We start from the raw sequence: 22,788 nt of genomic DNA on the forward strand, positions 1-22,788 counted from the left end.
GAGTCCCTTCGTGGGCACCATTACCTAATTCGCAAAAAAGCCGCAAACTTTCACGAGTTTGCGGCTTTTTTCATTTCAGAATGCCGCGCGGTTTCCCCAACCTGCGGCACCCTCCCCTTATTTGGCCAGCGCCGCCTTCACGGCGTCAAGCAGAGTCGTCGTCGGACGGCCAATCAGCGCGCTCAATTGCTTGCCGTGGTCTTCCAGGCCGCCCTTGGCCGCGCCCGCATCGGAATCGGCCAGCAGGTCCGCAAAGCCTTCCGGCACGCCCACGCTCACCAGCGCCGCCTTGAAGTCCGCCTGCGGCAAATCTTTATAGACGATCGCCTTGCCCGACTGGCGCGCCACTTCGGCCGCATACTCGGCCAGGGTAAAGCCGTGGTCGCCAGCGAGTTCATAGATGGCTTGCGGCTGGGCCGAGACCAGCACGGCGGCAGCGGCGGCCGCATAATCAGCGCGCGCGGCGGACGAGAAGCGCCCGTTTTGCGCCGCGCCCAGCACGACGCCATGCTCGAGCACGGGCGCCAGGTGTTCCGTATGGTTTTCCAGATACCAGCCGTTGCGCAGGAAAGTGTACGGCAGGCCGGACGCGCGGATGGACGCTTCCGTGATCACGTGCTCGGCGGCCAGGCCCAGCGGCGACGTGTCGGCGCGCAAGACACTGGTATAGGCCAGCAGGGACACGCCGGCGCGCTTGGCCGCATCGATGACGTTCTGGTGCTGCTGCGCGCGCTGGCCTACTTCGCTCGACGAGATCAGCAGGATTTTCGTTGCACCCTTGAATGCCGCATCGAGGCTGGCGCCATCGTTGTAATCGGCCTGGCGCACTTGCACGCCCTTGGCGGCCAGGTCGGCGGCCTTGGCCGGGTTGCGCACGGCGGCGATGATATTGGCTGCGGGGACGGATTTGAGCAGATTGGCGATGACGTGCTGGCCCAGATTGCCTGTGGCGCCGGTAATGACGATCATGATTTCTCCTTGGAGGGTGGGTCGTAAAACCCTATAATAGGACTATTACTTACTTATTGTAAGTACGTACCTTTTGGTAAGTATGAATTAAAACTAAAATTGAAGGCCAACTATCATGTCCACAGACACTCCCGGCGCCAGCCTGCGCGCCGCCCTCGCCCGCCAGAACCAGGGCGCGCAACTGCTGGCGGCCGCCTGCCCGTCGCGCGCCGTGCTCAGCCACCTGACCAGCCGCTGGGCCGTGCTGGTGCTGGTATTGCTGCTGAGCGGCACCCGGCGCTTCAGCGAACTGCGCCGCGAAGTGGGCGGCGTCAGCGAAAAAATGCTGGCGCAAACCCTGGAAGCGCTGGCGGGCGACGGCTTCGTGCTGCGCCAGGCCTACCTGGTGATCCCGCCCAAGGTGGAGTACAGCCTCACGCCGCTGGGACGCGAAGCGGCCGAACGCCTGGCCGTGCTGGTCGACTGGATCGAGGACAATTACCCGCGCATCGAACAGGCGCGCGCCGACCTGGCCATGGCGCCCGACGCGCAAAACGCCGCCTGAACGGGCACTGCGGCTCTTGCTTCTAGTCATCAAGAATTATCGTTTACTCCTACTTGCCTTGATGTAATACTAGGCCCATGAACCGCGTAAGGGCGCGACACCATGAATCAGTTGATTTCTTCCATCGCAGACCGGGCCAATGTGCTACTGGTCAGCAATTCGCCGAACGACGTGCGCGAACTGCTGTATGTGCTGGACCGGCATAACCTGGGCACGGGACTGGCGGGCGATATCGACGAAGGCGTGGAGCTGGCGGCCGGCGGCACGGACCTGATCCTGCTCGACGCGGCCCTGGCGGGCACGAATATCGGCGCTACCTGCATGCGCCTGCGCAATGCGGGCGGACGCCACAGCGTGCCCCTGCTGCTGATGTCGGCCACTCCCAGCGCCGAGGAACAGGGCCGCAGCGTGGGCGCCGGCGCTTCCGACTACATCAAGATGCCCTTCAATGCACGCGACGTGGCGGAAAAGATCCTCATGGAACTGGCGCTGCACAAGGCCGATGCGCCCGCCGCCCGCCCCTTCGCCACGCCCGCCGCGCCGCCGCGCCCCCTGCATCCGCAAACGCTGGAAGTCAATTACCACTCGATCCTGGCCGGCTCGCCCGACGCCGTGCTGCTGTTCGATATCGACAACAACCTGCTGATCGACGCCAACCACCTGGCCGAAGACCTGTTCGGCCTGCCGCTGGCCGCATTGCTGCAAGGCGGCATGGAGCCGCTGTTCCCCAAGCATCAGAGCGATGGCCGCGCCTCGCCGCAACTGCTGGCAGAAAAGATCCGCGATACCCTGCAAGGCAAGATCGTCGTCTTCCGCGCCAGCTGCTGCCACCGCGACGGCCACCCGATCGCCTGCGAAATCCGCCTGATGCGCCTGTCCGTGCCGGGCCGCCAGCTCGTGCATGCGCGCATCATCGACTTGACCGAACGCAACCTCGCCGAAGCGATGCGTTCGGGCCAGAGCGCCCTGCTGGAAATGGTCGCCAAGGGCGCGCCCCTGGTCCCCACGCTGAACCAGCTGCTGCTGCTGATCGAGGGCCAGTCGCGCGGCGTGCTGTGCTCCATCATGCTGCTCGACGACGACGGCGTCCACATGCACAGCGCGGCCGGTCCCAGCCTGCCGCCCGACTACATGGCCCTGCTCGAAGGCGTGGCCATCGGCCCCGGCGTGGGCTCTTGCGGCACGGCCATGTTCCTGCGCGAACCGGTGGTGGTCAGCGACATCATGCTGGACCCGCTGTGGGCCCCCTACCGCGAGCTGGCCGCGCCATTCGGCTTGCGCGCCTGCTGGTCGCGCCCCATCTTCGGCCAGGATGGCGCCGTGCTCGGCTCCTTCGCCATGTACTACCGCGACGTGCGCCAGCCCGATGCGCGTGACCTGGAATTGATCGATACGGCCACCGACCTGGCCGGCATTGCGATTGGCCGCATGCGCCACGAACGCGAGCTGCAGCGCCACCGCGCCCACCTGGAAGAGCTGGTGGCCGAACGCACGGCGGCCCTGACGCAGGCCAAGGAACACTCGGAGCAAACGAACCTCGAACTGGCCGCCGCGCTGGAAAACCTTTCCATCACGCAAGAAGAACTGGTGCGCCGCGACAAGCTGGCCGCGCTCGGCGCGCTGGTGGCCGGCATCGCGCATGAACTCAATACGCCGATCGGCAACGGCCTGGTGGTGGCCACCACGATGGCCGAACGCACGCGCGAAATCCAGGCCAGCTTTCTCGACGGCCTGCGCCGTTCCGAACTGGGCGCCTACCTGACCCAGGCCAGCGAGGCCGACGCCATCATGCTGCGCAACCTGCAGCGCGCCGCCGACCTCGTTTCGAGCTTCAAGCAGATCGCCGTCGACCGCGCCAGTTCGCAGCGCCGGCATTTCCTGCTGCGCCAGTTCGTGGCCGAGCTGATGCTGCCCCTGTCCACGCCGCTCAAGGCCGCCGGCCTGAGCCTGACGCAGGACGTACCGGACGGCCTGGCCATGGACAGCTATCCCGGCCCGCTGGGCCAGGTGCTGAGCAACCTGCTGGAAAACTGCCTGCGCCATGCCTTCGAGGGCCGCAGCGGCGGCACCATCGCCATCACGGCGCGCGGCAGCGACGACGGGCAGACGATCACCCTGTCCATCGCCGACACGGGCGTGGGCATCGCCGCCGACGACCTCGTGCACGTGTACGACCCCTTCTTCACGACCAAGCTCGGTTCGGGCGGCTCGGGCCTGGGCCTGCATGTGGCGCACAACATCGTCACGGGCGTGCTGGGCGGCCATATCGACGCCATCAGCAGCACCGGTGACGCCAGCGGCACCACCTTCACCCTGCAGCTGCCCGCCGTGGCGCCGCAATCGCCCGCGCCCTGAGCGGCAGGCGCGCTACAATACCCGCAAGCTTTTCTTTCGGAGTACCTATGAAATACCTGATCGCCACGGCCCTGCTGGCAGTTTGCGCCTGCGCAATGGCCGGACCCGCCCCCTGGTACAAATGGCGCAGCAAGATCGACGGCACCCTGTCGTGCGCCCAGTCCACCCTGGGATTTGGCTGGGAACTGGCCTCGGGACCGTACAAAGATAGCCGTTGCGAAAAACCGGCGCTTGTTAAATAATGGGGCCATGACCACACGGGGCACCGGCTTGAAAGCAAGCGATGGCAATGCGGCGTCGAAAGAGTATGGAACGATAAGAACGTATCTATTCAAACCGAGGAGACCACATGTTTACGAATCCCGAACAATTCGCATCGGCCACCAAGGCCCTGTTTGAATTCCAGCTGATGACCTTCAACACCCTCACCTCCAAGGCAGTGCAAGGCGTGGAACAGGTGCTGGCGCTGAACATGGCCACCGCCAAGTCCGGCATCGAGGACAGCCTTGCCGCCGGCAAGGAAATCAGCCAGGCCAAGGATCCAAAGGCCGCCATGGCCGCCGCCGCCGCCCAGCTGCAACCGGGCGTGGCCGGTGCAAAAGCGTATAAACAGCAACTCGACGACATCATCAAGGAAATCCACACGGAATTCACCACGGCCGCCGAAGCCCACGTGGCCGAAGCGAAAAGCAATCTGAGCGCCCTGATCTACGACGTCACGAAAAACGTGCCGCCAGGCTCGGAAAACGCCGTGGCCATCGTCAAGGCCGCCATCGACAACGCCTTCCTTGGCTATGAACAAGTGACCAAGGCCACGAAACAGGCCGTGAAGACCGTGGAAGAGCAGATCGCCAAGGCCAGCGCGCAAGTGGCGCAGGCCACGGAACAGGCCACGGCCGGCGCCCAGGCTGCGGCTGAAAAGGCGGCGCCTGCCGCCAAGCCGAAAGCTGCCAAAAAGTAAGTTGTCAAAAAATAAGTTCGCAACTATCGGAACCTGACTCCTCAGGTTCCGATAGGCACGATCCGGTACACGCAGCGCCTCCCCCCCTGCAGCAGATATTCGCTGCGCTCCACCGTGCAATCGCCCCCCAATACCCGCTGAAAGATGGCCAGCTCCGAGCGGCAGAAATTCTGGCATGCCGTGGCCGCCGCGCAAATCGGGCAATGGTTTTCCACCAGCAAGACACTGCCATCGTCCTGCCGTTCCGCATGGGCCATGTAGCCCTCGCCATCGCGCGCGCGGGCCAGGCTATCCACCCTTTGCGCCAGATCAAGCCCAGGGTCGACCAACTGGCTATAGGCCGCTTCGCTGCTGCGCTCGCGCGCGCCGATCAATTGATCGAGGCCCGCTTCGCCGAACAGGGTTTTCACTTGCGCGATCAATTCCAGAGTCAGGTCGGCATGGCGGTCGGGAAAGCGCGCGTGACCGGCGGGCGTCAGTTGCCAGCGCCGCGACGGGCGTCCCACCTTGTCGGCCACGTCCTCGAAAGCCACCAGGCCCTTGTCCTGCGCCGCCTCCAGCTGGCGCCGCGCACCCATGGAGGTGATATCGAGCAAGGCAGCCAGTTGCTGCGCCGTCTGCGGCCCCCGCATCTTCAGCAGGAACAGCGTTTGCCCGGACGTGCTCGCATTCATGCCACGGCTTTCGCGTCAACACGGCCTGCCAGCTGGCGGCGCCAGGCCGCCATGCGCCACGCGGCCCAGGCGGCGGACAAGGCGCCGGCGACGAGGATCAGCCGCGTGTCGATCAGGGTCAGCACGGAACCGCTGAGTGCGACGACGATATTGGCGATGCAAAAGGTGGTGGCCAGCAAGCCCATCACGGCGCCCTGCCCGTGCGCGCTGAAGCGCTCGGCGCACCAGCCCTGTATCACCGTGTTGTACAGCGCGTTCGGAATGCCGAACAGCACGATGGCGGCGATGCCCACCCAGATGTTGCCCAGCGCCAAAATCCCGACGGCCAGCGCCACGCCGCAGGCATACCAGCTGGCGCGCAACAGCGGCGCATGGCGGCTAGGACCGCCCGCCAGCAAGGACGTGACCGTCATAGTGCCGCACAGGCCCACATTCACCCAGGCAATCGCCTGCGCATGGTAATTGGCCGTCTCGACCAGCCACAGCGGATAAAACTCATAGAAACTGGCCACGCCGCAGGTGAACGCCAGTTGCACGATGAACAGGGTGCGCAGCTCCTCATGGCGCAGCAGGTTCAGCGAATGGCGGTCGCGCGCCACTTGCCACCACGACGTCGTCAATAGCGAGGGCGTTTCGCGCGGCAAGCCGACGGCCACCAGCACGGCGACGAGCATCAGCGCGGCGGCGGCGATCCAGAACGGCACCGTCACGCCCCAATGCAGGGTCGCGCCCGCCAGGATCGGCCCCACCAGCCAGCCCAGGTAAAACGCGCCGTTCAGCCACGACATGGCGCGCAGGCGCAGCGGTCCCGTCAGCTGGTCGGCCAGCATGGCGCGCGCCACGGCGCCACTTCCTTCCAGCAAACCCGTGATGAAACGGGCGACGATGAACAGCGGATAGGACTGGATCACCAGCGCCCAGGCCGTGATGGCGTGGCCGATGGCGGCACCCACGGCCGTGCGCATCAGCAAAGGGCGGCGGCCGTAGCGGTCCGACAAGGGCCCCAGCAGGGCCGAGCCGATCAGCAAACCCAGCGGGTTGATCGTCAGCGCCAGGCCAAACAGCAATTTCGACGGCAAGCCGAGGAAATTGTTGAAGGCGTTCGGCGCCTCGGCCGCGAACAGGGGCGGCAGGATCGGGTATGGCAGCGAGGCGCCGATGGTCGACAGCAGCGCCAGCAGGCAGGCGGCGGAAATCAGGATGATGTTTTTCATGCGGGCTCGATGTATATTGTCTGGCAAGACTACGTGACCATGCCAGATAAGTAAACTGAAATGTTTATTAATTCTAGGTATTGTCACAATGAAACGTGCAAACCATCGCCTCGGCTATCATTGCCCCATGAATCTTATTTAACAGGGCAAACATGACACTGGCAGAAATTGAACAGCAACACGGCTTCACCTATCCCGCGCTGTATCGGCAGCTGGAGCGCGACGGCATGCTGGCCGTGGGCGAATATGGCCCCGACTGGTACAAGCTGGTCTATCCCACATTAAAGGATAAACCCACCCTGCTGCTGCATGCCGACGATTTCGAATTGCTCAATATCAAGGCCGTTGCCGAAGCAGCGGAAACCTTGCAGGACACGGACGATTACCGGCAAATCGACCCTGCCTTCCGCTTCATCCCGTTCGCGCAAACGGGTGCGGGCGACCACTACTGTTTTTTCGCTTCGGGCCAGCCCGATGGCGACATGCCCATCGTGCTGCTGTGGCATGACCAGAATGAAGCCCAGTACCTGGCGAAAAACCTGCAGGACTTCCTGTTTCACATGTTATTAAACAGCATGGCGGACCAGGATACCTACAACGAGGTCAGCGACGACGAATTCAGGGAGCAACTGGCCAACACCCTGGGCACGCACACGCGCTACCTGACGGTGCCCCAAGCCGACGTGCTGCAAACCTTGCTGGCCAGGGACATCCTCGATTACGAGGTGGTGCTGCCGAAAGGACGCAAGGAAGCGCACCGGGGCTTGCTGACCGATATCGAACTGGCCAGCCTGCGCAAGGAATTCATTCCTTACGAAAAGTTCGACAGCGGTTTTGCCTACAGCACGGCTGGCTGAGCATAAAATCGCTGGGCAAGCGGCGGATGAAGGTTTAAACTGTATATAAACACAGTAAAAGCCATCATCTTGCAACTTGCCCTATTGCCATCCCCATGCTGAGAGTCCTGGAAAATCCCCTGTACTATCTGGATAATTTCCAGGACGTGCTGAACTGGATCGGCGCCCGTTACGCCGATCTGCTGAGTCTTGAGGAAACGCAATTCATTGCCGACTTCGGTGCGCTGCCGCAGCCGTCGCGCGCCCTGTTCGTGCGCCTCGTCATGCGCAAGGGCTGTCTGTTTCGCGCCAGCAAGCTCAATTACCCGGAAATCGGCGACACGCGCGCCGCCGCCCTGCCCTTGCTGGCCCTGGCATGGGTGGAAGCCGATCCCGTCATTGCGCTCGAAGAACTGTTCGAACAACTGCTGAAAGCGGAAATCGCCCAGGCTTTCGATCTCGCCCCATCCCTGAAGGCGGCGCGCAAGGCCGAGCAACTGGAAGCCTTGCGCGGGCAGCATGGGGAAAACAGACCGTTTTCCGCCTGGCATCCGGCCTCCGGCGACGTGTTGTACCGTATCGGCTTGCAGCCCCTGTGCGATCGCTTGCGCCTGATCTACTTTGGCAACTATCACCAGGACTGGTCGGAATTCGTGCTGTCCGACCTCGGCGTGTATCAATATGAGAAAGTGGAATTCTCGCCCGAGTCGCGCGGTTTTCGCACGCGCCAGGATATCGAGCACTATGAAGTGCTGCACCAGTGCCGCGAACGCTACAACGACAGCACGCCGGCGGACGAAGTGCTGCAGGAACTGGCCGCGCTGCCATTGCCAGAAGACAATACCTGGCTGGCCAGCCGGCGCGACAAGCTGCGCTTCCAGATCGGCCAGCACCTGGAAAAATGCCAGGACTGGCCCGCCGCCTACCGCGCCTATGCCGATTGCCGCTATCCGGGCGCGCGGGGCCGCGCCATCCGCGTGCTGGAAAAAGACGAGCAGCCGCAGGCGGCCTACGACCGGCTGACGATCGCCCTGGCGGCGCCGGAAAGCGAGGCGGAACAGCAATTGCTGCTGCGCATGGCGCCTCGTTTGCGGCGCAAGCTGGGCCATGCGAAGCAGGCGGCCAGCGCCCCCGCGCCCGTGGAACGCATCGACCTGCTGCTGCCATATCCTAGCGAAGCATGCTATGTGGAAGGGGTGGTGCAGCAGCACCTGATGCAGGACGACTCGCCCGTGTACTACGTGGAAAACACCCTGATCAACTCGCTGTTCGGCCTGCTGTGCTGGCCCGCCATCTTCAAGGCCATGCCGGGCGCCTTCTTCCACCCGTTCCACCGTGGCCCTGCCGACTTGCACAGCGCCGATTTCTACCTGCGCCGCAGCACGGACTTCGCCGCCTGCCTGGCGCTGCTGGACGACGGCGGCTACCACGCCGCCATCCGCGCCACCTTTGCCGCCAAGCACGGCATCGTCTCGCCCTTCGTCAGCTGGGACGTGCTGGGCGACGGCTTGCTGGACCTGGCGCTGGCCTGCATGCCAGCCGCGCACCTGAAGAAGGCGTTCGAACGCATCTTGCTCGATATCAAAAGCAACCGCAGCGGCTTGCCTGATCTGATCCAGTTCTGGCCGGCAGAACGGCGCTACCGCATGATCGAAGTCAAGGGTCCGGGCGACCGCCTGCAAGACAACCAGCTGCGCTGGATCGCCTATTGCGCCCAGCACGCCATGCCCGTCAGCGTGTGCTACCTGCAATGGCAGGCGGCGGCATGAGCGGCTACACCATCGCCGTGCGCGCCCTGTGCGAATTCACGGCCAAGGTGGGCGACCTGGACCTGCGTTTTACGCCCTCGCCCACGGCGCAGGAAGGCATGGCCGGCCACGCCACCGTCACGGGCCGGCGCGACGACGATTACCAGCGCGAAATCAGCCTGTGCGGCGACTTCGGCCCCCTGCACGTGCGGGGCCGCGCCGATGGCTACGACCCGGCGCGCCGGCAGCTGGAAGAAATCAAGACCTACCGGGGCGAGCTGGACGCCATGCCCGCCAACCACCGCCAGTTGCACTGGGCGCAGGCGCGCATCTACGGCCATTTGCTGTGCCAGCAGCTGAACCTGCCCATGCTGCGCGTGGCGCTCGTGTATTTCGACATCGCCAGCCAGAAGGAAACCGTCATGCACGAGGAATGTACGGCCGAGGCGCTGCGCCTGTTCTTCGAGCAGCATTGCGCGCTGTTCCTCGACTGGGCCGAGCAGGAAATGACGCACCGCGCCAGCCGCGACGCGCAGCTCACCAGCATGGCCTTTCCCCATGCCAACTTTCGTCCGGGCCAGCGCCAGCTGGCCGAAGCCATGTACAAGGCCAGCAGCCGCGGCTGCGGCTTGCTGGCGCAGGCGCCGACCGGCATCGGCAAGACGGTGGGCAGCCTGTTTCCCATGCTGAAAGCGACGGCCGCGCATGGCCTCGATAAACTGTTTTTCCTGGCCGCCAAGGTACCGGGCCGGCAGATGGCGCTCGACGCCTGCGCCATCCTCAAGGAGAGCGCGCCGCTGCTGCCCTTGCGCGTGCTGGAACTGAGTGCCAAGACCAGTGCCTGCGAGCATCCGGACAAAGCGTGCCATGGCGAATCGTGTCCGCTGGCAAAGGGTTTTTACGACCGCCTGCCGCTGGCGCGCGAAGTGGCGCTGGCCAGCGGTTTGATATTGGACAAGGAAGCCGTGCGCGCCATCGCCTTGCAGCAAGGTATTTGCCCGTATTATTTGGGCATGGAGCTGGCGCGCTGGAGCGACGTCGTCATCGGCGACTACAATTATTATTTCGATCTCAGCGCCATGTTGTACGGCATGACCCTGGCCCACGACTGGAAAGTCAATGTGCTGGTCGACGAAGCGCACAATATGGTGTCGCGCGCGCGCAGCATGTATTCGGCCGAACTGGCGCAGATCGACCTGAAAATGCTGCGCAAGTTCGCGCCCGAAGGCTTGAAAAAGCCGCTGGACCGCCTCGCGCGCCAGTGGACGGCCCTGCTCAAGGAGCAGGATGGCGACTACCACGTGCATGCGGCCTTGCCCGACAAATTCTTTGGCGCCCTGCAAGGCGTGGCCACGGCCATCGGCGATTACATGGCCGAGCACGCTACCGCGCTGGACGAGGACTTGCAGCGCTTTTATTTCGGCGTGCTGCTGATCAACCGCCTGGCGGAAAGTTTCGGCACGCATTCGCTGTTCGACGTGAGCAAAACGGACACGGGTTCCACCGTCTGCATCCGCAACATCGTGCCGGCACCGTTTCTCAAGGAACGCTTCGCGGCCAGCCACAGCACGGCCCTGTTTTCCGCCACCCTGAGCCCGTGGAATTACTACAGCGATACCCTGGGCATGCCGGCCGACACGGCCTGGGTCGACGTGGAATCGCCATTCCAGGCGGAACAACTGTCCGTGCGCGTGGCCGATACCATTTCCACGCGCTACCAGCACCGCGCCGCTTCGCTGCTGCCCATCGCGCAACTGATGGCAAAGCAATACGCGGAAACGCCGGGCAACTACCTGGCCTTCTTCAGCAGCTTCGATTACATGGAAAAGACGGCCACCCTGTTCGCCCAGCACTACCCGGACGTGCCCATCTGGCAGCAGCCGCGCCGCATGGATGACGGTGCCCGCGCGCAATTTCTGGGCCGGTTCGGCCTGGAAACACGCGGCATCGGCTTTGCCGTGCTCGGTGGCGCCTTCGGCGAAGGCATCGACTTGCCCGGTGCCAGGCTGATCGGCGCCTTCATCGCCACCCTGGGTTTGCCGCAGATCAATCCCGTCAACGAGCAGATCCGTCAGCGCATGGGCGACATCTTCGGCGCCGGCTACGACTACACGTATCTGTATCCGGGCATGCAAAAGGTGGTGCAGGCCGCCGGCCGCGTGATTCGCACCCAGTCGGACAAGGGCGTCGTCTATCTGATCGACGACCGTTTCTCACGCCCGGAAATCCGCCAGCTCTTGCCGACGTGGTGGGATGTGCAGCTAGCCAACCAGTAACTTCAGCTTCTGGTAGCCCGCCTTGCTCACGGGTATCCTCGTCTCGTCGCGCAGGATGGCCACGTGGCTGTCCCTGGTGGCCGCCTCGATGCGGCGGATGCCGTCGATATTGAGCAGATACGACCTGTGCACGCGCAGGAACTTGGCGGGGTCGAGCTGGGTTTCCAGTTCCGCCAAGGTCTGGCTTTTCAGGTAGGACTTGCCCTCGGAACGGATACTGATGTAATCGTCCTGCGCCTCGATGTAATCGATGCGCGCGCTGGCGATGACGTGCACCTTGGCGCCATCGCGGATCAGCACGCGGTCCAGGGGCGCGGCGCGCGTGGCCGCCGCGCGCGCCAGCGTTTGCACAGCCTCGGGCAAGCTGCGGTGGGCGCGCGCATGGGCCAGCGCCTGCTCGAAGCGCTGTTCGCTGAACGGCTTCAGCAGGTAATCGAGCGCATGGCATTCGAACGCCTTCAGGGCGTACTGGTCGTAGGCCGTGACAAAGATCAGCCTTGTCTTCGCGCCGACCAACTCGGCCACCTCGAAACCGTCCAGGCGCGGCATCTGGATGTCGAGAAATACCAGTTCCGGTTCCAGTTCCGCGATGGCCTTGACGGCGTCGAAGCCGTTGGCGCACTCGGCCACGATGTCGATATCGTCATGGCGCGCCAGGTATTCGCGCAGCACGCTGCGCGCCAGCAATTCGTCGTCGACGATGGCCACCCGCATTCTTGCCTGCATCATGCTTCCTCCGTGCCGCCGGTCTGCGCCGGCATCGATAAGGTCACTTCAAACGTCGCGCCGCGCCGCGCCCAGTGCACGCCGGCCTCGTGGCCATACGCGCCGGCCAGGCGCTGGCGCACATTTTCCAGCCCCACGCCATTGCCATGGGCTGGTCCTTGATCCACATCAACAGGATTGCGCACGGCAATCTGCAACAGGCTGCCCGCGCGCCGCACCTCGATAGCAATCAGACCGCCCTCCGTCAAGCCGCAGATACCATGTTTGACGGCATTTTCCACCAGCGGCTGTATCAGCATGGGCGGCAGCAGGCATGCCAGCGCAGCAGTGTCGATGCTTTCCGCCACTTGCAGGCGCGCGCCGAACCGCACCTGCTCGATGGCGAGAAAGTGGCGGATCAGCACGATTTCCTGCTCCACGGTGATGTGCTTGTGCGCTTCCAGGCTCAGGCTCTGGCGAAAGAAACTGGCCAGTTGCACCGTCATCTGGCGCGCGCCCGCCGCATCGATAGACGTCAGGGCGCTGATGGAGTTCAGGCTGTTGAACAGGAAATGCGGATCGATTTGCGTGCGCAGCATGCGCAGTTGCGCTTCCTGCGCCATCAGCTGCGCTTCCAGGCCCCGCTGCTCGGCCATCCTGGCGCGCACGAATTCGAGCAGCAGATAATGCACGGCGGCAGCCAGGCAATACAGCAGCGCGCCCAGGCCGAAAAACAGGGCCAGCAGCGATTGCGTCAGGTCCACGCCCAGCCAGTACTGCTCCAGCAACAGGCTGACGCTGTTCAGAAATTGCAGCAGGGTCGCCCACAGCAAGCCCGCGAACAGGGCCGCCACGCCCATCACGCCGGCAATGGCGAGCGGATGGCGGGCGTGCAAGGGATAGGCGCGGCACAGGTAAAACGCGGAAAACCCCGATCCGATCGCATACACGAGCGTGGCGGGCACCACCAGCAGTATCGCATTGAGCCGCGGTGCATGGGCCACCCTGGCCAGGATGGCGGCCAGGGCCAGGCCCAGCGCGATGCAGACCAGGAACACCACCACGGCGCCGCGCCGCTTCGACAAGGGTCCGGACATGCGCGCCTAGTTGCGGATTTCCAGGCCGCCCATGATGGCGTAGCCCGTCACGTACAGGCGCTTGTTCTGGTTCGGCGGCACGATGGTCTTTTCCTCGAAGCCGCCGAGGATGGGCGTGCCTTGCAGCACGACGCTCCAGTCGGGCGGAATCTTGATGGTGACGCCGCCGCACAGGGCAAACACGTTGAGCACGGCTTCGCCCTCGATCGATGCCTGGCGCAAGTCGATTTCGCAGCCGGCCATGATGACGTTGATATCGCCGCCCCTGAAGCGCTGCGACGACACGCGCCGCACGTAGCCGCCCAGGATGGCCGTCACTTCGATGATGCTGTCGTCGTCCGCCTGGCCGCTGGCGCCGGGCGCCGCAGTGGCATCGGCGGCATCCTTGTCGAGGGAAACGGCGCCATTCCTGGGCTGGCCGAAGGCGTCAGGCGCCGCAGTGCCACCTTGCTGCGCGGAAAAATGCCGGCGGCGCTGCCGCTGCTGTCCGCCGGGCAAGGATTTCGATACCACGGCCACGCCGGCGGCGATGATGAGCAGCGGCCACAGCATGCTCCAATTGATATACAACAAGCCCATGGCTTTCAGGGTCCAGCTCAAGCCCAGCAAGACCATCACGCCGCCGAGAATGTAGCCGGAGCGGGTATGGCTTTGCGATATTTTCAGCAAGCCGAAAATGATGAGGATGGTGGGCCAGAAGCGGAAGGTGTAGCGCACATTGATGAAGCCCAGGTTATCGAGCAGGAACAGCAGCCCCAGGCCGATGACGATGACGCCCAGCACGATCTGCGATGGCGAATGCAGCGGCGGTCTATTTTTCATGCTCGGACTCCCGGTAGGCAATAAAATGTTTGTTCAGCAGCGGTTCCAGCACGAGGCCCACGCCCCAGGCGATCAGCAAGGCTGGCCAGCTATTGTAGAAATTCAAGTTCCACAGTTCTTCGTACGACACATACCACCAGGCGGCAAAAAAGATCAGCCACAAACCGCTCAGTACCTGCTTGGCGGACACGGGCGCGACCAGCTTGTTGAGGCCGAAGACGACCAGTATCACCGGCCAATAATGCCATAGTGCATAGTAATCATGGAGATAGATCACATCGAGCCGGTCCAGCAGGATGACGGCGCCGATGGCGATCAGCAGCACGCCCCACAGCAGCTGGGTACGGCGGTAATAGGCTGGTTCAGGTTTCACGGTCGCCCCTTGAAGTTAATTGATCGTAAAGATACGCGGATTTCAGGCGCGCGAAAACTGCGCTTCGGCGAATGGCGGACAGGTGGCGGTGAATGGCGCGGCGGAGGGAGCGACAGGCAAAAAAAAAGACCGGCTAGCGCCGGCCTTGAAGGGGTTCGCAGTACACACCGCGACCTGGAGTTGCAGTGCACAGCCACCTGGCGCAAGCGCGCAGGCGGCAGAAATCTGGTGCCGATCCTTGAGGCGACCGGCTGACCTGCTGGAAGATCGAACATGCCGCCAACTTCACGGCAGTGCGTCTCAACCAAGCAAAGCCATCATACTCCCGATCGGGCTAAAGCACCGTTCGCTAGCGCACACAGATGCTGTTTTGCTGAGCTGCATCAAGCAGCCGTGGCGTGCGGCGGCTGCAGCATGTCATTCTCGATCCATGCCAGCACGGACGGTCCCTGCGGCTGCCAGCCCAGCAGCTTGCGCGACCGTTCGCCACGCACGCGGCTGTTGGAACCGAGGCCATACGACGCCATCTCGTAGCCCCATTCGGCAATCGCCTCGGGCAGCGGCCAGTCCTGTGCAGGCCCCAGGTCAAGCGCCTGGGCGATGGCGGCCGTCATGTCGCGGAAAGCCGCCTCGCCCGACTCGACAAAGTAAAAGGTGCCGGCGGGCGACTTTTCCAGCGCCAGCAGATACAGGCTGACGACGTCGTCGATATGCACGTTCGACCAGATATTGCGCCCCGGACCCACGTGGCGCACGATACCGCTCTTGCGCGCCTGTTTCAGCAAACGGGGCAATTGCACGCTGTCGCGCGGCAAGGCGCCGTGGCCGTAGATCAAAGTGTTGCACAGCACGCTGGCGCGCACGCCCTGGCCTGCGCTTGCCAGCACCAGCTCATCGATGGCGACCCGTGCCGCCTTGTCGGCCGTGGGCGCCGGCAGCTTGTCGTCGTAATAAATCTGTTCCGTGCCCTCGCCGCCCGAGGCGTCGCCCACGATGGACGAGCCGCTGGTGTGCAGAAACACCTTGTTCGTGCCGGCCAGCGCCTCAATGATGGCTTCCACGGCGCCCCGGTGGTCGCTGCTGGCAGCATTGATGACGGCGTCCGCCGCCTTCGCCTGTTCGATGATCAGCTCGCGGTCGTTCAAGGTGCCGACGATGCCCTGCACGCCGATGGCGGCCAGCTCGGCCACCTGCTCCGGCTTGCGCACGAGGCCCGTGACCTGATGGCCGGCGCGCACGAGGCCCGCCGCGATGGAACTGCCGATGAAACCTGCCGCGCCGGTCAAGAATATTCGCATCATTACTCCTTTGTTGGTTCAGATTGCAATCAATCACAGCAACAAAGTATGCCCGCTTTCGTCTTTCGCAAAAAGCGGCCGCACAGCAAAAGATCTATGACTTGGACGCAACAATCTTGAGCTGCAGGGCGGCGATATAGCGGCTCCGCCAGGCGGGGTCTTCCGGCGTCAGCAAGGTCAGCCGGTCGCGCGCCCGCGTGGCGGCCACATAGAAACGGTTTTCCTCTTCCAGCGGATCGGTCTTGCTGCGCGGGAATTCGTCGACGGCCAGGTAGGGCAAGATCACGTGGTTGTATTCGAGGCCCTTGATCTGGTCGATGCCGGCGATGACCAGCTTGGCCTTGCCGGTCGAGACCGTCACGGCCTCTTCCATCTCGCCCAGCCAGCCGGCAAAGCCGCCCAGCGCCACGCCCGCTTCGCGGCACACGGCAATGAAGCCGTGCAGGGAGCGGGCGACGACCCGTGCCTGGGCCGGGTCGACATAGATGCGGCGCGCCGTCTGTTCCAGCTGCATCAGGCCGAAAATGTGCTGCAGCGCGTCGCCGGCCGGGGCGTCCGCTGGCAATGCGCGCAGGTAATCGACGGCGGCCAGGGTCAGCGCCGCCTTGTCCTGGTTGTGCGACTTGGCCAGCTGGTTCGTCAAGAAGCCTTCCAGCAGGTCGGGATAATTGGCCACGTCGGCCTTGGCTTGCAGCAATTCCGTGCGCGTAAAAGGGATTTCCGCGAAGGCCACCAGGGCTTCGAGGATTTCGCCGCGGCGCGTGCCGCTCTTGATCGCGTGCAAATCCTTGCGGGCGATGGCGACCATGCCGCGCAGCATCAGCACTTCCAGGCTCAGCAGATAGCTGTTCATGTCCACCAGGCCATACGCGATGCCGCTCTGGAACAACGCGGTTTCCACGCGGATGGCCTGGTCGCGGTCGCGCAGCAAGATGGCCGTCGTGCCCGCATGCGCGTGTTCGAGCGCGGCGATCAGCTGGGCGCTGCACGCCTGCGGCTGCGCATGGTCATATTCGAGCAGTTCGATGTGGGTGGCGCGCGACAGGGCCGACACGCTGGCCTTGTTCTTCAGCACGCCCACGGCCTGCGCCAGCTGCGGGCCGTAGCGGTAGGACGCCGTCAACGGCAGGCGCTGCAAGGCGGGGAATTCCTGCTCGAAGCGCTGGCGCAGGAAGCGGTGGTCGGCGCCCGACCACGTGTAGATGACTTGATCCTTGTCGCCGGCGCCGCAGAAAAACGCGTTGCCGCGGCGTATCAGCATGGTCAGCAGGCGGAACGACGCTTCGTTCAAGTCGTGCAATTCATCGGCCACGATGATCTGGAAGGCCGGCAATTGCTGGCGCAGCGGCTCGTCGCCGTCGAGCATGCGCACCAGGTCGTAGGTGGCGTCGAATGGGGCGCGGAACTGGATATCGCCCGTGTCGGCGCCGCGCAAGCCTTCGTATTCGCGCAGCCACAGATAATGCGTGCGCGACATGCCCAGCAGCTCCAGGTTGTCGTCGAGGGAATTGCTCTCGAAGTCAGGATTCTGGAAATCCAGGCGCGCTTTGGTGCGCAACTGCAATTTCAGGAATTCGGCGATGGCGCCGTTCGTCGTGTTGATTTCCAGCGGATAGCGGTGAGCGTATTTCTCGGAGACCACTTCCAGCGCTTCCCAGGCCACCGGGCGCAGCTCTTCATCGCTGCGCATGATTGCTACTTGCATGTTTTCCAGCTGCAACAGCACCTTGGCGGCAAAGGCGTCGAAGGTATCGACGGTCAGGCGCTTGACGACGCCCAGCGGCACGCCCACTTCCAGCAGGCGCTGGCGCAGGGCCACGCGCGCCGCTTCCGTGAAGACGAGGGCCAGCATGCGTTCGGGCGCGCGGCCCCGGTGCAAGGCTTCAGCCAGGCGCAGGGCCAGGGTCGTCGTCTTGGCCGCGCCGGCATTGGCGTCGATCAAGACCACTTTCTTTTGCGCCGTCTGGATGGCGACCTGCTCCGGCGTGGGCGTGATGCGTTTGGGAATGAACTGCGGGGCGTTATCTGTACTCAAGGGTATCCTGAAATGATGTCTGTTCTCGGTGCGCTACCAGGCGCAGGTGCGCAGCCCGGCAAAGATGTCGCCCCGTTCGGGCGCATGGAAGGCGCGCATGCGGGCCGAATGCAGGCGCGGCGGCGTGGCGAAGGCGGCGCCGCGCAGCACCTGGTGCTGCATGAAGTATGGCGCCGAATATTCGCGCCAGGCATCCACCGCAAAGCCCGGATACGGCTCGAACGGCGTCGCCGTCCACTCCCATACCTGGCCCCAGTGAAAACGCGGGTGGCCGGACAGCGCAGCATACTCCCATTCCGCCTCGGTCGCCAGGCGGCGCCCCGCCCAGGCGCAATACGCCTGCGCTTCATACAGATTGATGTGGCGCACGGCTTCATTCGGCGGCAAGGTCGTGCGCTGGCCGAAGCGCATGGTGCGCCACTGCGTCGCTTCGCGCAGCCAGTACAGGGGCGACGAGCGCTCCTGCTGCATCAGCCAGGCGCTGCCGGCCGCGCTCCAGAACTGGCGGTTCTGGTAACCGCCATCGGCGACAAAATCGGCAAACTGGGCGTTTGATACGGCGCAAGCATCGATGGAAAACGGCGGCACGTAGCAGCGATGGGGCGGCGATTCATTGTCGAAGGCAAAACCGGCACCGCGCGGCGAGCCCAGTGCGATGGTGCCGCCAGGAAACGCGATCTGCCCCGCCCCGGGCGGCAAGGCCGGGCTGGCGGCGAGGGATTCCGGAGCTTCCAGGCCCAGCCATTGCAAACCGGCCAGCATTTCCTCGCCGCACATGTCTTCATGCGCCAGGGCCAGCCGGTACGGCGCCAGGGCGCTGTCGACATTGGCTTCGCGCGAGAGTTTGTCGAGAACCCTGTCGAGCACTTCGCGGCAATACGTTTTGACGGCACCGGGGCTGGGCAGCTCCAGCTTCCAGCGCGCGCGGTGCTGCACCATGTTGGCGTCGAACAAGTCGTCACCGCGCGTCAGCAAGGAGTTATAAATGGCATCGGCCGGATGGCTGGAGGCCGCTTCGCGCAGGATGAACCACTCGGCAAACCAGGCGATCTGCGCCAGTTGCCATAAAGGCGGATTGAGGCGCGGATGACGGGGCAAGCCCGCCACCACGTCCAGGCCGGCAGTGACGTAACAATCGAACAGGGAAAGGGTGTCCTGGCGCGCGGCCTGCAGCGACTGGGCCAGTTGCTGCGCGCCGGCATGGCGAAAAGAGGCGTTGATTAAAGTCATAGCCAGATTGTAACGACTTATGCCAACCTTGCACTAGTCGCACAGGAAACAGGAAGGGAAGTCCCCTCCCCGGCCTACTTGACCAGCAACTCGCCCTGCAGCGGCGTGACGACGGATTTGGGCATGCTGACGATAAAACTGCTGCCCTTGTCGGCCACGGACTGGATCGCCAACGTCCCACCGTGGCGCAGCAGCACGTGCTTGACGATGGCCAGGCCCAGCCCCGTGCCCTGCGTTTCGCGCGAGCGGCTCTTGTCGACGCGGTAGAAACGTTCCGTCAGGCGCGAAATATGTTCCTGACTGATGCCGATGCCCGTATCTTGCGCGATGAATTGCGGTCCGGCCGGGCCATCCTGCCAGCGCAGGGTGATGGTGCCGCCCGCCGGCGTGTAGCGCACGGCGTTCGAGGCCAGGTTGCCGAAGGCGCTGTACAGCTCGTCATAGCTGCCCAGCACGTCGGGACCGTCGCACTCCATGGTCACTTCATGCTTGCCAGCCGACAAACCCTTGGCGTCGCGCAAGACTTGCTGCATGAGCTTTTTGATGTCCACGGGCTCGGGGCGCAGCGGATAATCGACCGATTCCAGGCGCGACAGGGTCAGCATGTCCTCGATCAGATGCTGCATGCGGTGGCCCTGCTCCGTCATCAGCTTGAGGTGGGCGGCGCGCGTGGCGGCGTCCAGGTCCAGCTCGGCGGAAGCGATTTCCAGGAAGCCGACGATGACCGTCAGCGGCGTGCGCAGTTCGTGCGAGGCGTTGGCGATGAAGTCGCGGCGCATCATTTCGATGCGTTCCGTCTCCGTCACATCGTGCGTGACGAGGATCTGGCGGCGGTTTTCAAACGGGATGATCTGCACGATCAGCTTGCGGTTGCGGAAGGTGATCGTCAGCGGCTGGTCGTAGCGGCCCAGGATGATGTAATCCATGAACTCGGGGCTGCGGATCAAATTCGTCACGCGCATGCCCTTGTCGCGCTCGTGCGTGAGGCCCAGGTGTTTCTCGGCGGCAGGATTGCACCATTCGAGGAACAGCACGTCATCCATGATGACGACGCCGTCGGGCAGCAGGTGCATGGCCTGGCGGAAACGCGCCAGCCATTCCGTCAGCTCGGCCTGGTTTTTCTCGTCGTCGCGGCGCATGCGGTACAGGCGCGCGAAGATGCTGGTCCAGGCGCCCCAGCCGTCGGGCAGCTTGGCGCTTTGCGGATTGTCCAGCCAGTTACTCAGCTGGAACAGATACGACAGCTGCACGAACACCATCATGGCCATCAGCACGAAGGCGATGCCCAGCGCATACGTGGCGCCAAACAGATACCAGACGACGGCCACGCCCAGCAGCGCCAGCACCATGCGCAAGGCGGCCGGTACCCAGAACAGCAATTTCGGATTCATAGAGTGAGGCTTTACTTTTCAGACAACATGTAGCCGACGCTGCGCACGGTCTTGATCAGGCTTTCCGCCTCTTTCAAGGCTTTGCGCAAGCGCAATACGTGGACATCGACCGTGCGTTCCTCGATCACCACATGGTCGCCCCACACCTTATCGAGCAGCTGGCTGCGCGAAAATACGCGCTCCGGATGGGCCAGCAGGAATTTCAGCAGCTTGTATTCGGCATGGCCGATATCGATCTTCTGTTCATCCATCATGACGGTGCAACTGACGGGGTCCAGGGCCACGTTGCCGGCGCGCATGGGCGCCTGCGCGTGTTCCGGACTCTTGCGCCGCAACAAGGCCTTGGCGCGGGCCAGCAGCTCGCGCGGCGAGAACGGCTTGGTGACGTAATCGTCGGCCCCGCTGTTCAGGCCGGCCAGCTTGTCTTCTTCCATGCTCTTGGCGGTGAGCATGATGACGGGGATGGCGGCGAAATTGCGGTCGGCGCGGATACGCGACAGCAGGCGCAAGCCCGTCTGGTCCGGCAGCATCCAGTCCAGCAGGATCAGATGCGGCGTGCGGTGCTGGATGAATTCCCAGGCATCGGCAACGTTTTGTACGGAACAGCAATTCCAGCCGGATTCGCGCAGCGAATAGGTCACCAGTTCAACGATGGCCGGCTCATCTTCAACAATCAATACCGTGGTTTTATCAGATGCCATAAAGCTTACTCAGGGAGCTCCTCGGAAATGGCGGGAGCAGCCACCTTGGTGTGGCGGATGTCCTTGCCTTCAACCACGTAAATCACGTATTCGGCGATGTTTTTCGCATGGTCGCCGATCCGTTCGATGGCCTTGGCCACCCACAGGGTATCGAGCGCTGCCGAAATCGTGCGCGGGTCTTCCATCATAAAGGTGATCAAGTTGCGCATGATAGACCGAAACTCATGGTCGATGATGGCATCTTGTGCAATTAATTGTAATGCCTGCTTGCCATCGTTGCGCGCGAATGCGTCAAGCGCATCGTGCAGCATGTCCGTGGCCGTGTTGGCAATGCCGCGCACCATCTCGTAATGGTTGACGACGGCGTTGCCCCGCTTGTGCAAGTTCTTCGCCACGCGGGCGATCTTGGTCGCCTCGTCGCCTACGCGCTCGAGGTCGGTAATCACCTTGATGGTGGCCATGATGGTGCGCAAATCGTTGGCGGCCGGCTGGCGGCGCACGATCAGATGGCTGCAGGCGTCGTCCAGCGACACTTCCAGCTGGTTGACGACGTCGTCTTCGCGCATCACGCGGTCGGCGCGTTCCGGATTGCCGATGCGAAAGCACGTCATCGCGTCGAGGAACTGGGTTTCAACGATGCCGCCCATCAGCAGCACTTTCGAGCGGATCGCTTCGAGTTCGTTGTCGTATTGCTTGGATGAATGTTCGCCTATCATGCTGTCTCTCCGTATTCAGTTGTCTTGTATATAGCGATGCGCGGCGGATCAGCCGAAGCGGCCCGTGATGTAATCCTGCGTTTCCTTGCGGGCCGGATTCATGAAGATCTGGTCCGTTTCGCCAAATTCCACCAGCTCGCCCAGATACATGTACGCCGTGTAGTCGGAGCAGCGCGCCGCCTGCTGCATATTGTGCGTCACGATGGCGATCGTGTAATCCTGTTTCAGTTCGCTGATCAGTTCTTCCACCTTCGAGGTCGAGATCGGGTCCAGCGCCGAGGTCGGTTCATCGAGCAGCAGCACGTCCGGCTTGACGGCCACGCCGCGCGCGATGCACAGGCGCTGCTGCTGGCCGCCCGACAGCGACAGGCCGCTCTTGGTCAGCTTGTCCTTGACTTCACCCCACAACGCGGCCTTTTTCAGGGCCCACTCGACGCGCTCGTCCATCTCGCCCTTCGACAGATCTTCATACAGGCGCACGCCGAAGGCGATGTTGTCGTACACGGACATGGGGAACGGCGTCGGCTTCTGGAACACCATGCCGACCTTGGCACGCAGCATGTTGACGTCCTGGTCGGCGTCGAGCACGTTGCGGCCGCGGTACAGGATGGAACCTTCCGCGCGCTGGCCCGGATACAGGTCATACATGCGGTTCAGGGTGCGCAGCAGGGTTGATTTTCCGCAACCGGACGGACCGATGAAGGCGGTAACCTTCTTCTCGTGGATATCCAGGTTGACGTTATGCAAGCTTTGCGTTTTGCCGTAAAAAAAGTTCAGGCCCGAAATCTCGATGGTTTTCTTCTTTGGTGCCAGGTCTTGGGCTGGATTCATTTGCGTATTCAT

The 22,788-nt window shown here is 63.3% G+C and carries 21 protein-coding genes; 7 read left to right on the top strand and 14 right to left on the bottom strand.

Annotated elements, in window-relative coordinates:
- Window positions 1–117: 117 nt before the first annotated feature.
- The gene (locus AC1RJW_RS28620; RefSeq protein WP_493047934.1) at window positions 118–969 is read right to left on the bottom strand and encodes an SDR family oxidoreductase; all 852 of its coding nucleotides are present in this window, start codon (window positions 967–969) and stop codon (window positions 118–120) included.
- Between the two features lie 115 nt (window positions 970–1,084).
- Here AC1RJW_RS28620 and AC1RJW_RS28625 point away from each other — a divergent pair, with 115 nt between their 5' ends.
- From AC1RJW_RS28625 to phaP, 4 genes are all read left to right on the top strand, one after another.
- Window positions 1,085–1,513, top strand: coding sequence for a winged helix-turn-helix transcriptional regulator (locus AC1RJW_RS28625; RefSeq protein WP_436499341.1), 429 nt, complete (start codon window positions 1,085–1,087; stop codon window positions 1,511–1,513).
- A 102-nt stretch (window positions 1,514–1,615) separates the two neighbouring features.
- Window positions 1,616–3,868 (top strand): ATP-binding protein, encoded by a 2,253-nt coding sequence (locus AC1RJW_RS28630; protein WP_493047935.1) that lies wholly within the window; start codon window positions 1,616–1,618, stop codon window positions 3,866–3,868.
- 47 nt (window positions 3,869–3,915) lie between these two features.
- Window positions 3,916–4,110, top strand: coding sequence for a hypothetical protein (locus AC1RJW_RS28635; protein ID WP_034755105.1), 195 nt, complete (start codon window positions 3,916–3,918; stop codon window positions 4,108–4,110).
- Between the two features lie 107 nt (window positions 4,111–4,217).
- Entirely contained in the window at window positions 4,218–4,829 is a 612-nt protein-coding gene (gene phaP / locus AC1RJW_RS28640) for a TIGR01841 family phasin (RefSeq protein WP_493047936.1), read from the top strand.
- Between the two features lie 41 nt (window positions 4,830–4,870).
- Here the strand turns inward: phaP and AC1RJW_RS28645 are convergent, their stop codons facing one another.
- Both AC1RJW_RS28645 and AC1RJW_RS28650 read right to left on the bottom strand, forming a co-directional pair.
- Window positions 4,871–5,503 (bottom strand): helix-turn-helix transcriptional regulator, encoded by a 633-nt coding sequence (locus AC1RJW_RS28645; RefSeq protein ID WP_493047937.1) that lies wholly within the window; start codon window positions 5,501–5,503, stop codon window positions 4,871–4,873.
- Window positions 5,500–6,717: an MFS transporter gene (locus AC1RJW_RS28650; RefSeq protein WP_493047938.1), complete on the bottom strand. Its 1,218-nt coding sequence runs from the start codon at window positions 6,715–6,717 to the stop codon at window positions 5,500–5,502. Before AC1RJW_RS28650 ends, AC1RJW_RS28645 begins: the two co-directional genes overlap by 4 nt.
- 152 nt (window positions 6,718–6,869) lie before the next feature.
- Here AC1RJW_RS28650 and AC1RJW_RS28655 point away from each other — a divergent pair, with 152 nt between their 5' ends.
- The 3 genes from AC1RJW_RS28655 (at window position 6,870) to AC1RJW_RS28665 (ending at window position 11,577) form a co-directional block, all read left to right on the top strand.
- Entirely contained in the window at window positions 6,870–7,574 is a 705-nt protein-coding gene (locus AC1RJW_RS28655) for an SMI1/KNR4 family protein (protein ID WP_493047939.1), read from the top strand.
- A 95-nt stretch (window positions 7,575–7,669) separates the two neighbouring features.
- Complete coding sequence (locus tag AC1RJW_RS28660; RefSeq protein ID WP_493047940.1) at window positions 7,670–9,322, top strand: VRR-NUC domain-containing protein; 1,653 nt, start codon at window positions 7,670–7,672, stop codon at window positions 9,320–9,322.
- Window positions 9,319–11,577, top strand: a complete 2,259-nt coding sequence (locus AC1RJW_RS28665) for an ATP-dependent DNA helicase (protein WP_493047941.1) — start codon at window positions 9,319–9,321, stop codon at window positions 11,575–11,577. Before AC1RJW_RS28660 ends, AC1RJW_RS28665 begins: the two co-directional genes overlap by 4 nt.
- Here the strand turns inward: AC1RJW_RS28665 and AC1RJW_RS28670 are convergent.
- From AC1RJW_RS28670 to pstB, 11 genes are all read right to left on the bottom strand, one after another.
- Window positions 11,563–12,291 (bottom strand): LytR/AlgR family response regulator transcription factor, encoded by a 729-nt coding sequence (locus AC1RJW_RS28670; RefSeq protein WP_493047966.1) that lies wholly within the window; start codon window positions 12,289–12,291, stop codon window positions 11,563–11,565. The genes AC1RJW_RS28665 and AC1RJW_RS28670 overlap by 15 nt on opposite strands.
- An 11-nt stretch (window positions 12,292–12,302) precedes the next feature.
- Entirely contained in the window at window positions 12,303–13,379 is a 1,077-nt protein-coding gene (locus tag AC1RJW_RS28675) for a sensor histidine kinase (protein ID WP_493047942.1), read from the bottom strand.
- A 6-nt stretch (window positions 13,380–13,385) separates the two neighbouring features.
- Window positions 13,386–14,201, bottom strand: a complete 816-nt coding sequence (locus AC1RJW_RS28680; protein ID WP_493047943.1) for a LiaI-LiaF-like domain-containing protein — start codon at window positions 14,199–14,201, stop codon at window positions 13,386–13,388.
- A complete protein-coding gene (locus AC1RJW_RS28685) occupies window positions 14,191–14,574 on the bottom strand; it encodes a LiaF transmembrane domain-containing protein (protein ID WP_493047944.1) in 384 nt (127 codons plus the stop codon). Before AC1RJW_RS28685 ends, AC1RJW_RS28680 begins: the two co-directional genes overlap by 11 nt.
- 383 nt (window positions 14,575–14,957) lie before the next feature.
- Window positions 14,958–15,872: an NAD-dependent epimerase/dehydratase family protein gene (locus tag AC1RJW_RS28690; protein WP_493047967.1), complete on the bottom strand. Its 915-nt coding sequence runs from the start codon at window positions 15,870–15,872 to the stop codon at window positions 14,958–14,960.
- Window positions 15,873–15,966: 94 nt separating this feature from the next.
- Window positions 15,967–17,907 carry a UvrD-helicase domain-containing protein gene (locus AC1RJW_RS28695; RefSeq protein WP_493047945.1) on the bottom strand — a complete coding sequence of 647 codons (1,941 nt, stop codon included), beginning with the start codon at window positions 17,905–17,907 and terminating at the stop codon, window positions 15,967–15,969.
- A gap of 33 nt (window positions 17,908–17,940) precedes the next feature.
- Entirely contained in the window at window positions 17,941–19,137 is a 1,197-nt protein-coding gene (gene senA / locus AC1RJW_RS28700; RefSeq protein ID WP_493047946.1) for a selenoneine synthase SenA, read from the bottom strand.
- Between the two features lie 74 nt (window positions 19,138–19,211).
- On the bottom strand, window positions 19,212–20,528 hold the full coding sequence (gene phoR / locus AC1RJW_RS28705; protein ID WP_070218053.1) for a phosphate regulon sensor histidine kinase PhoR: 1,317 nt from the start codon (window positions 20,526–20,528) through the stop codon (window positions 19,212–19,214).
- Between the two features lie 11 nt (window positions 20,529–20,539).
- Window positions 20,540–21,229 carry a response regulator gene (locus tag AC1RJW_RS28710; RefSeq protein ID WP_034755074.1) on the bottom strand — a complete coding sequence of 230 codons (690 nt, stop codon included), beginning with the start codon at window positions 21,227–21,229 and terminating at the stop codon, window positions 20,540–20,542.
- A 5-nt stretch (window positions 21,230–21,234) separates the two neighbouring features.
- Window positions 21,235–21,945, bottom strand: a complete 711-nt coding sequence (gene phoU / locus AC1RJW_RS28715; protein ID WP_070218051.1) for a phosphate signaling complex protein PhoU — start codon at window positions 21,943–21,945, stop codon at window positions 21,235–21,237.
- Window positions 21,946–21,993: 48 nt separating this feature from the next.
- A complete protein-coding gene (gene pstB, locus AC1RJW_RS28720; RefSeq protein WP_373631409.1) occupies window positions 21,994–22,776 on the bottom strand; it encodes a phosphate ABC transporter ATP-binding protein PstB in 783 nt (260 codons plus the stop codon).
- Window positions 22,777–22,788 lie beyond the last annotated feature (12 nt).

This window comes from Janthinobacterium sp. GW822-FHT07A03, assembly GCF_058798815.1.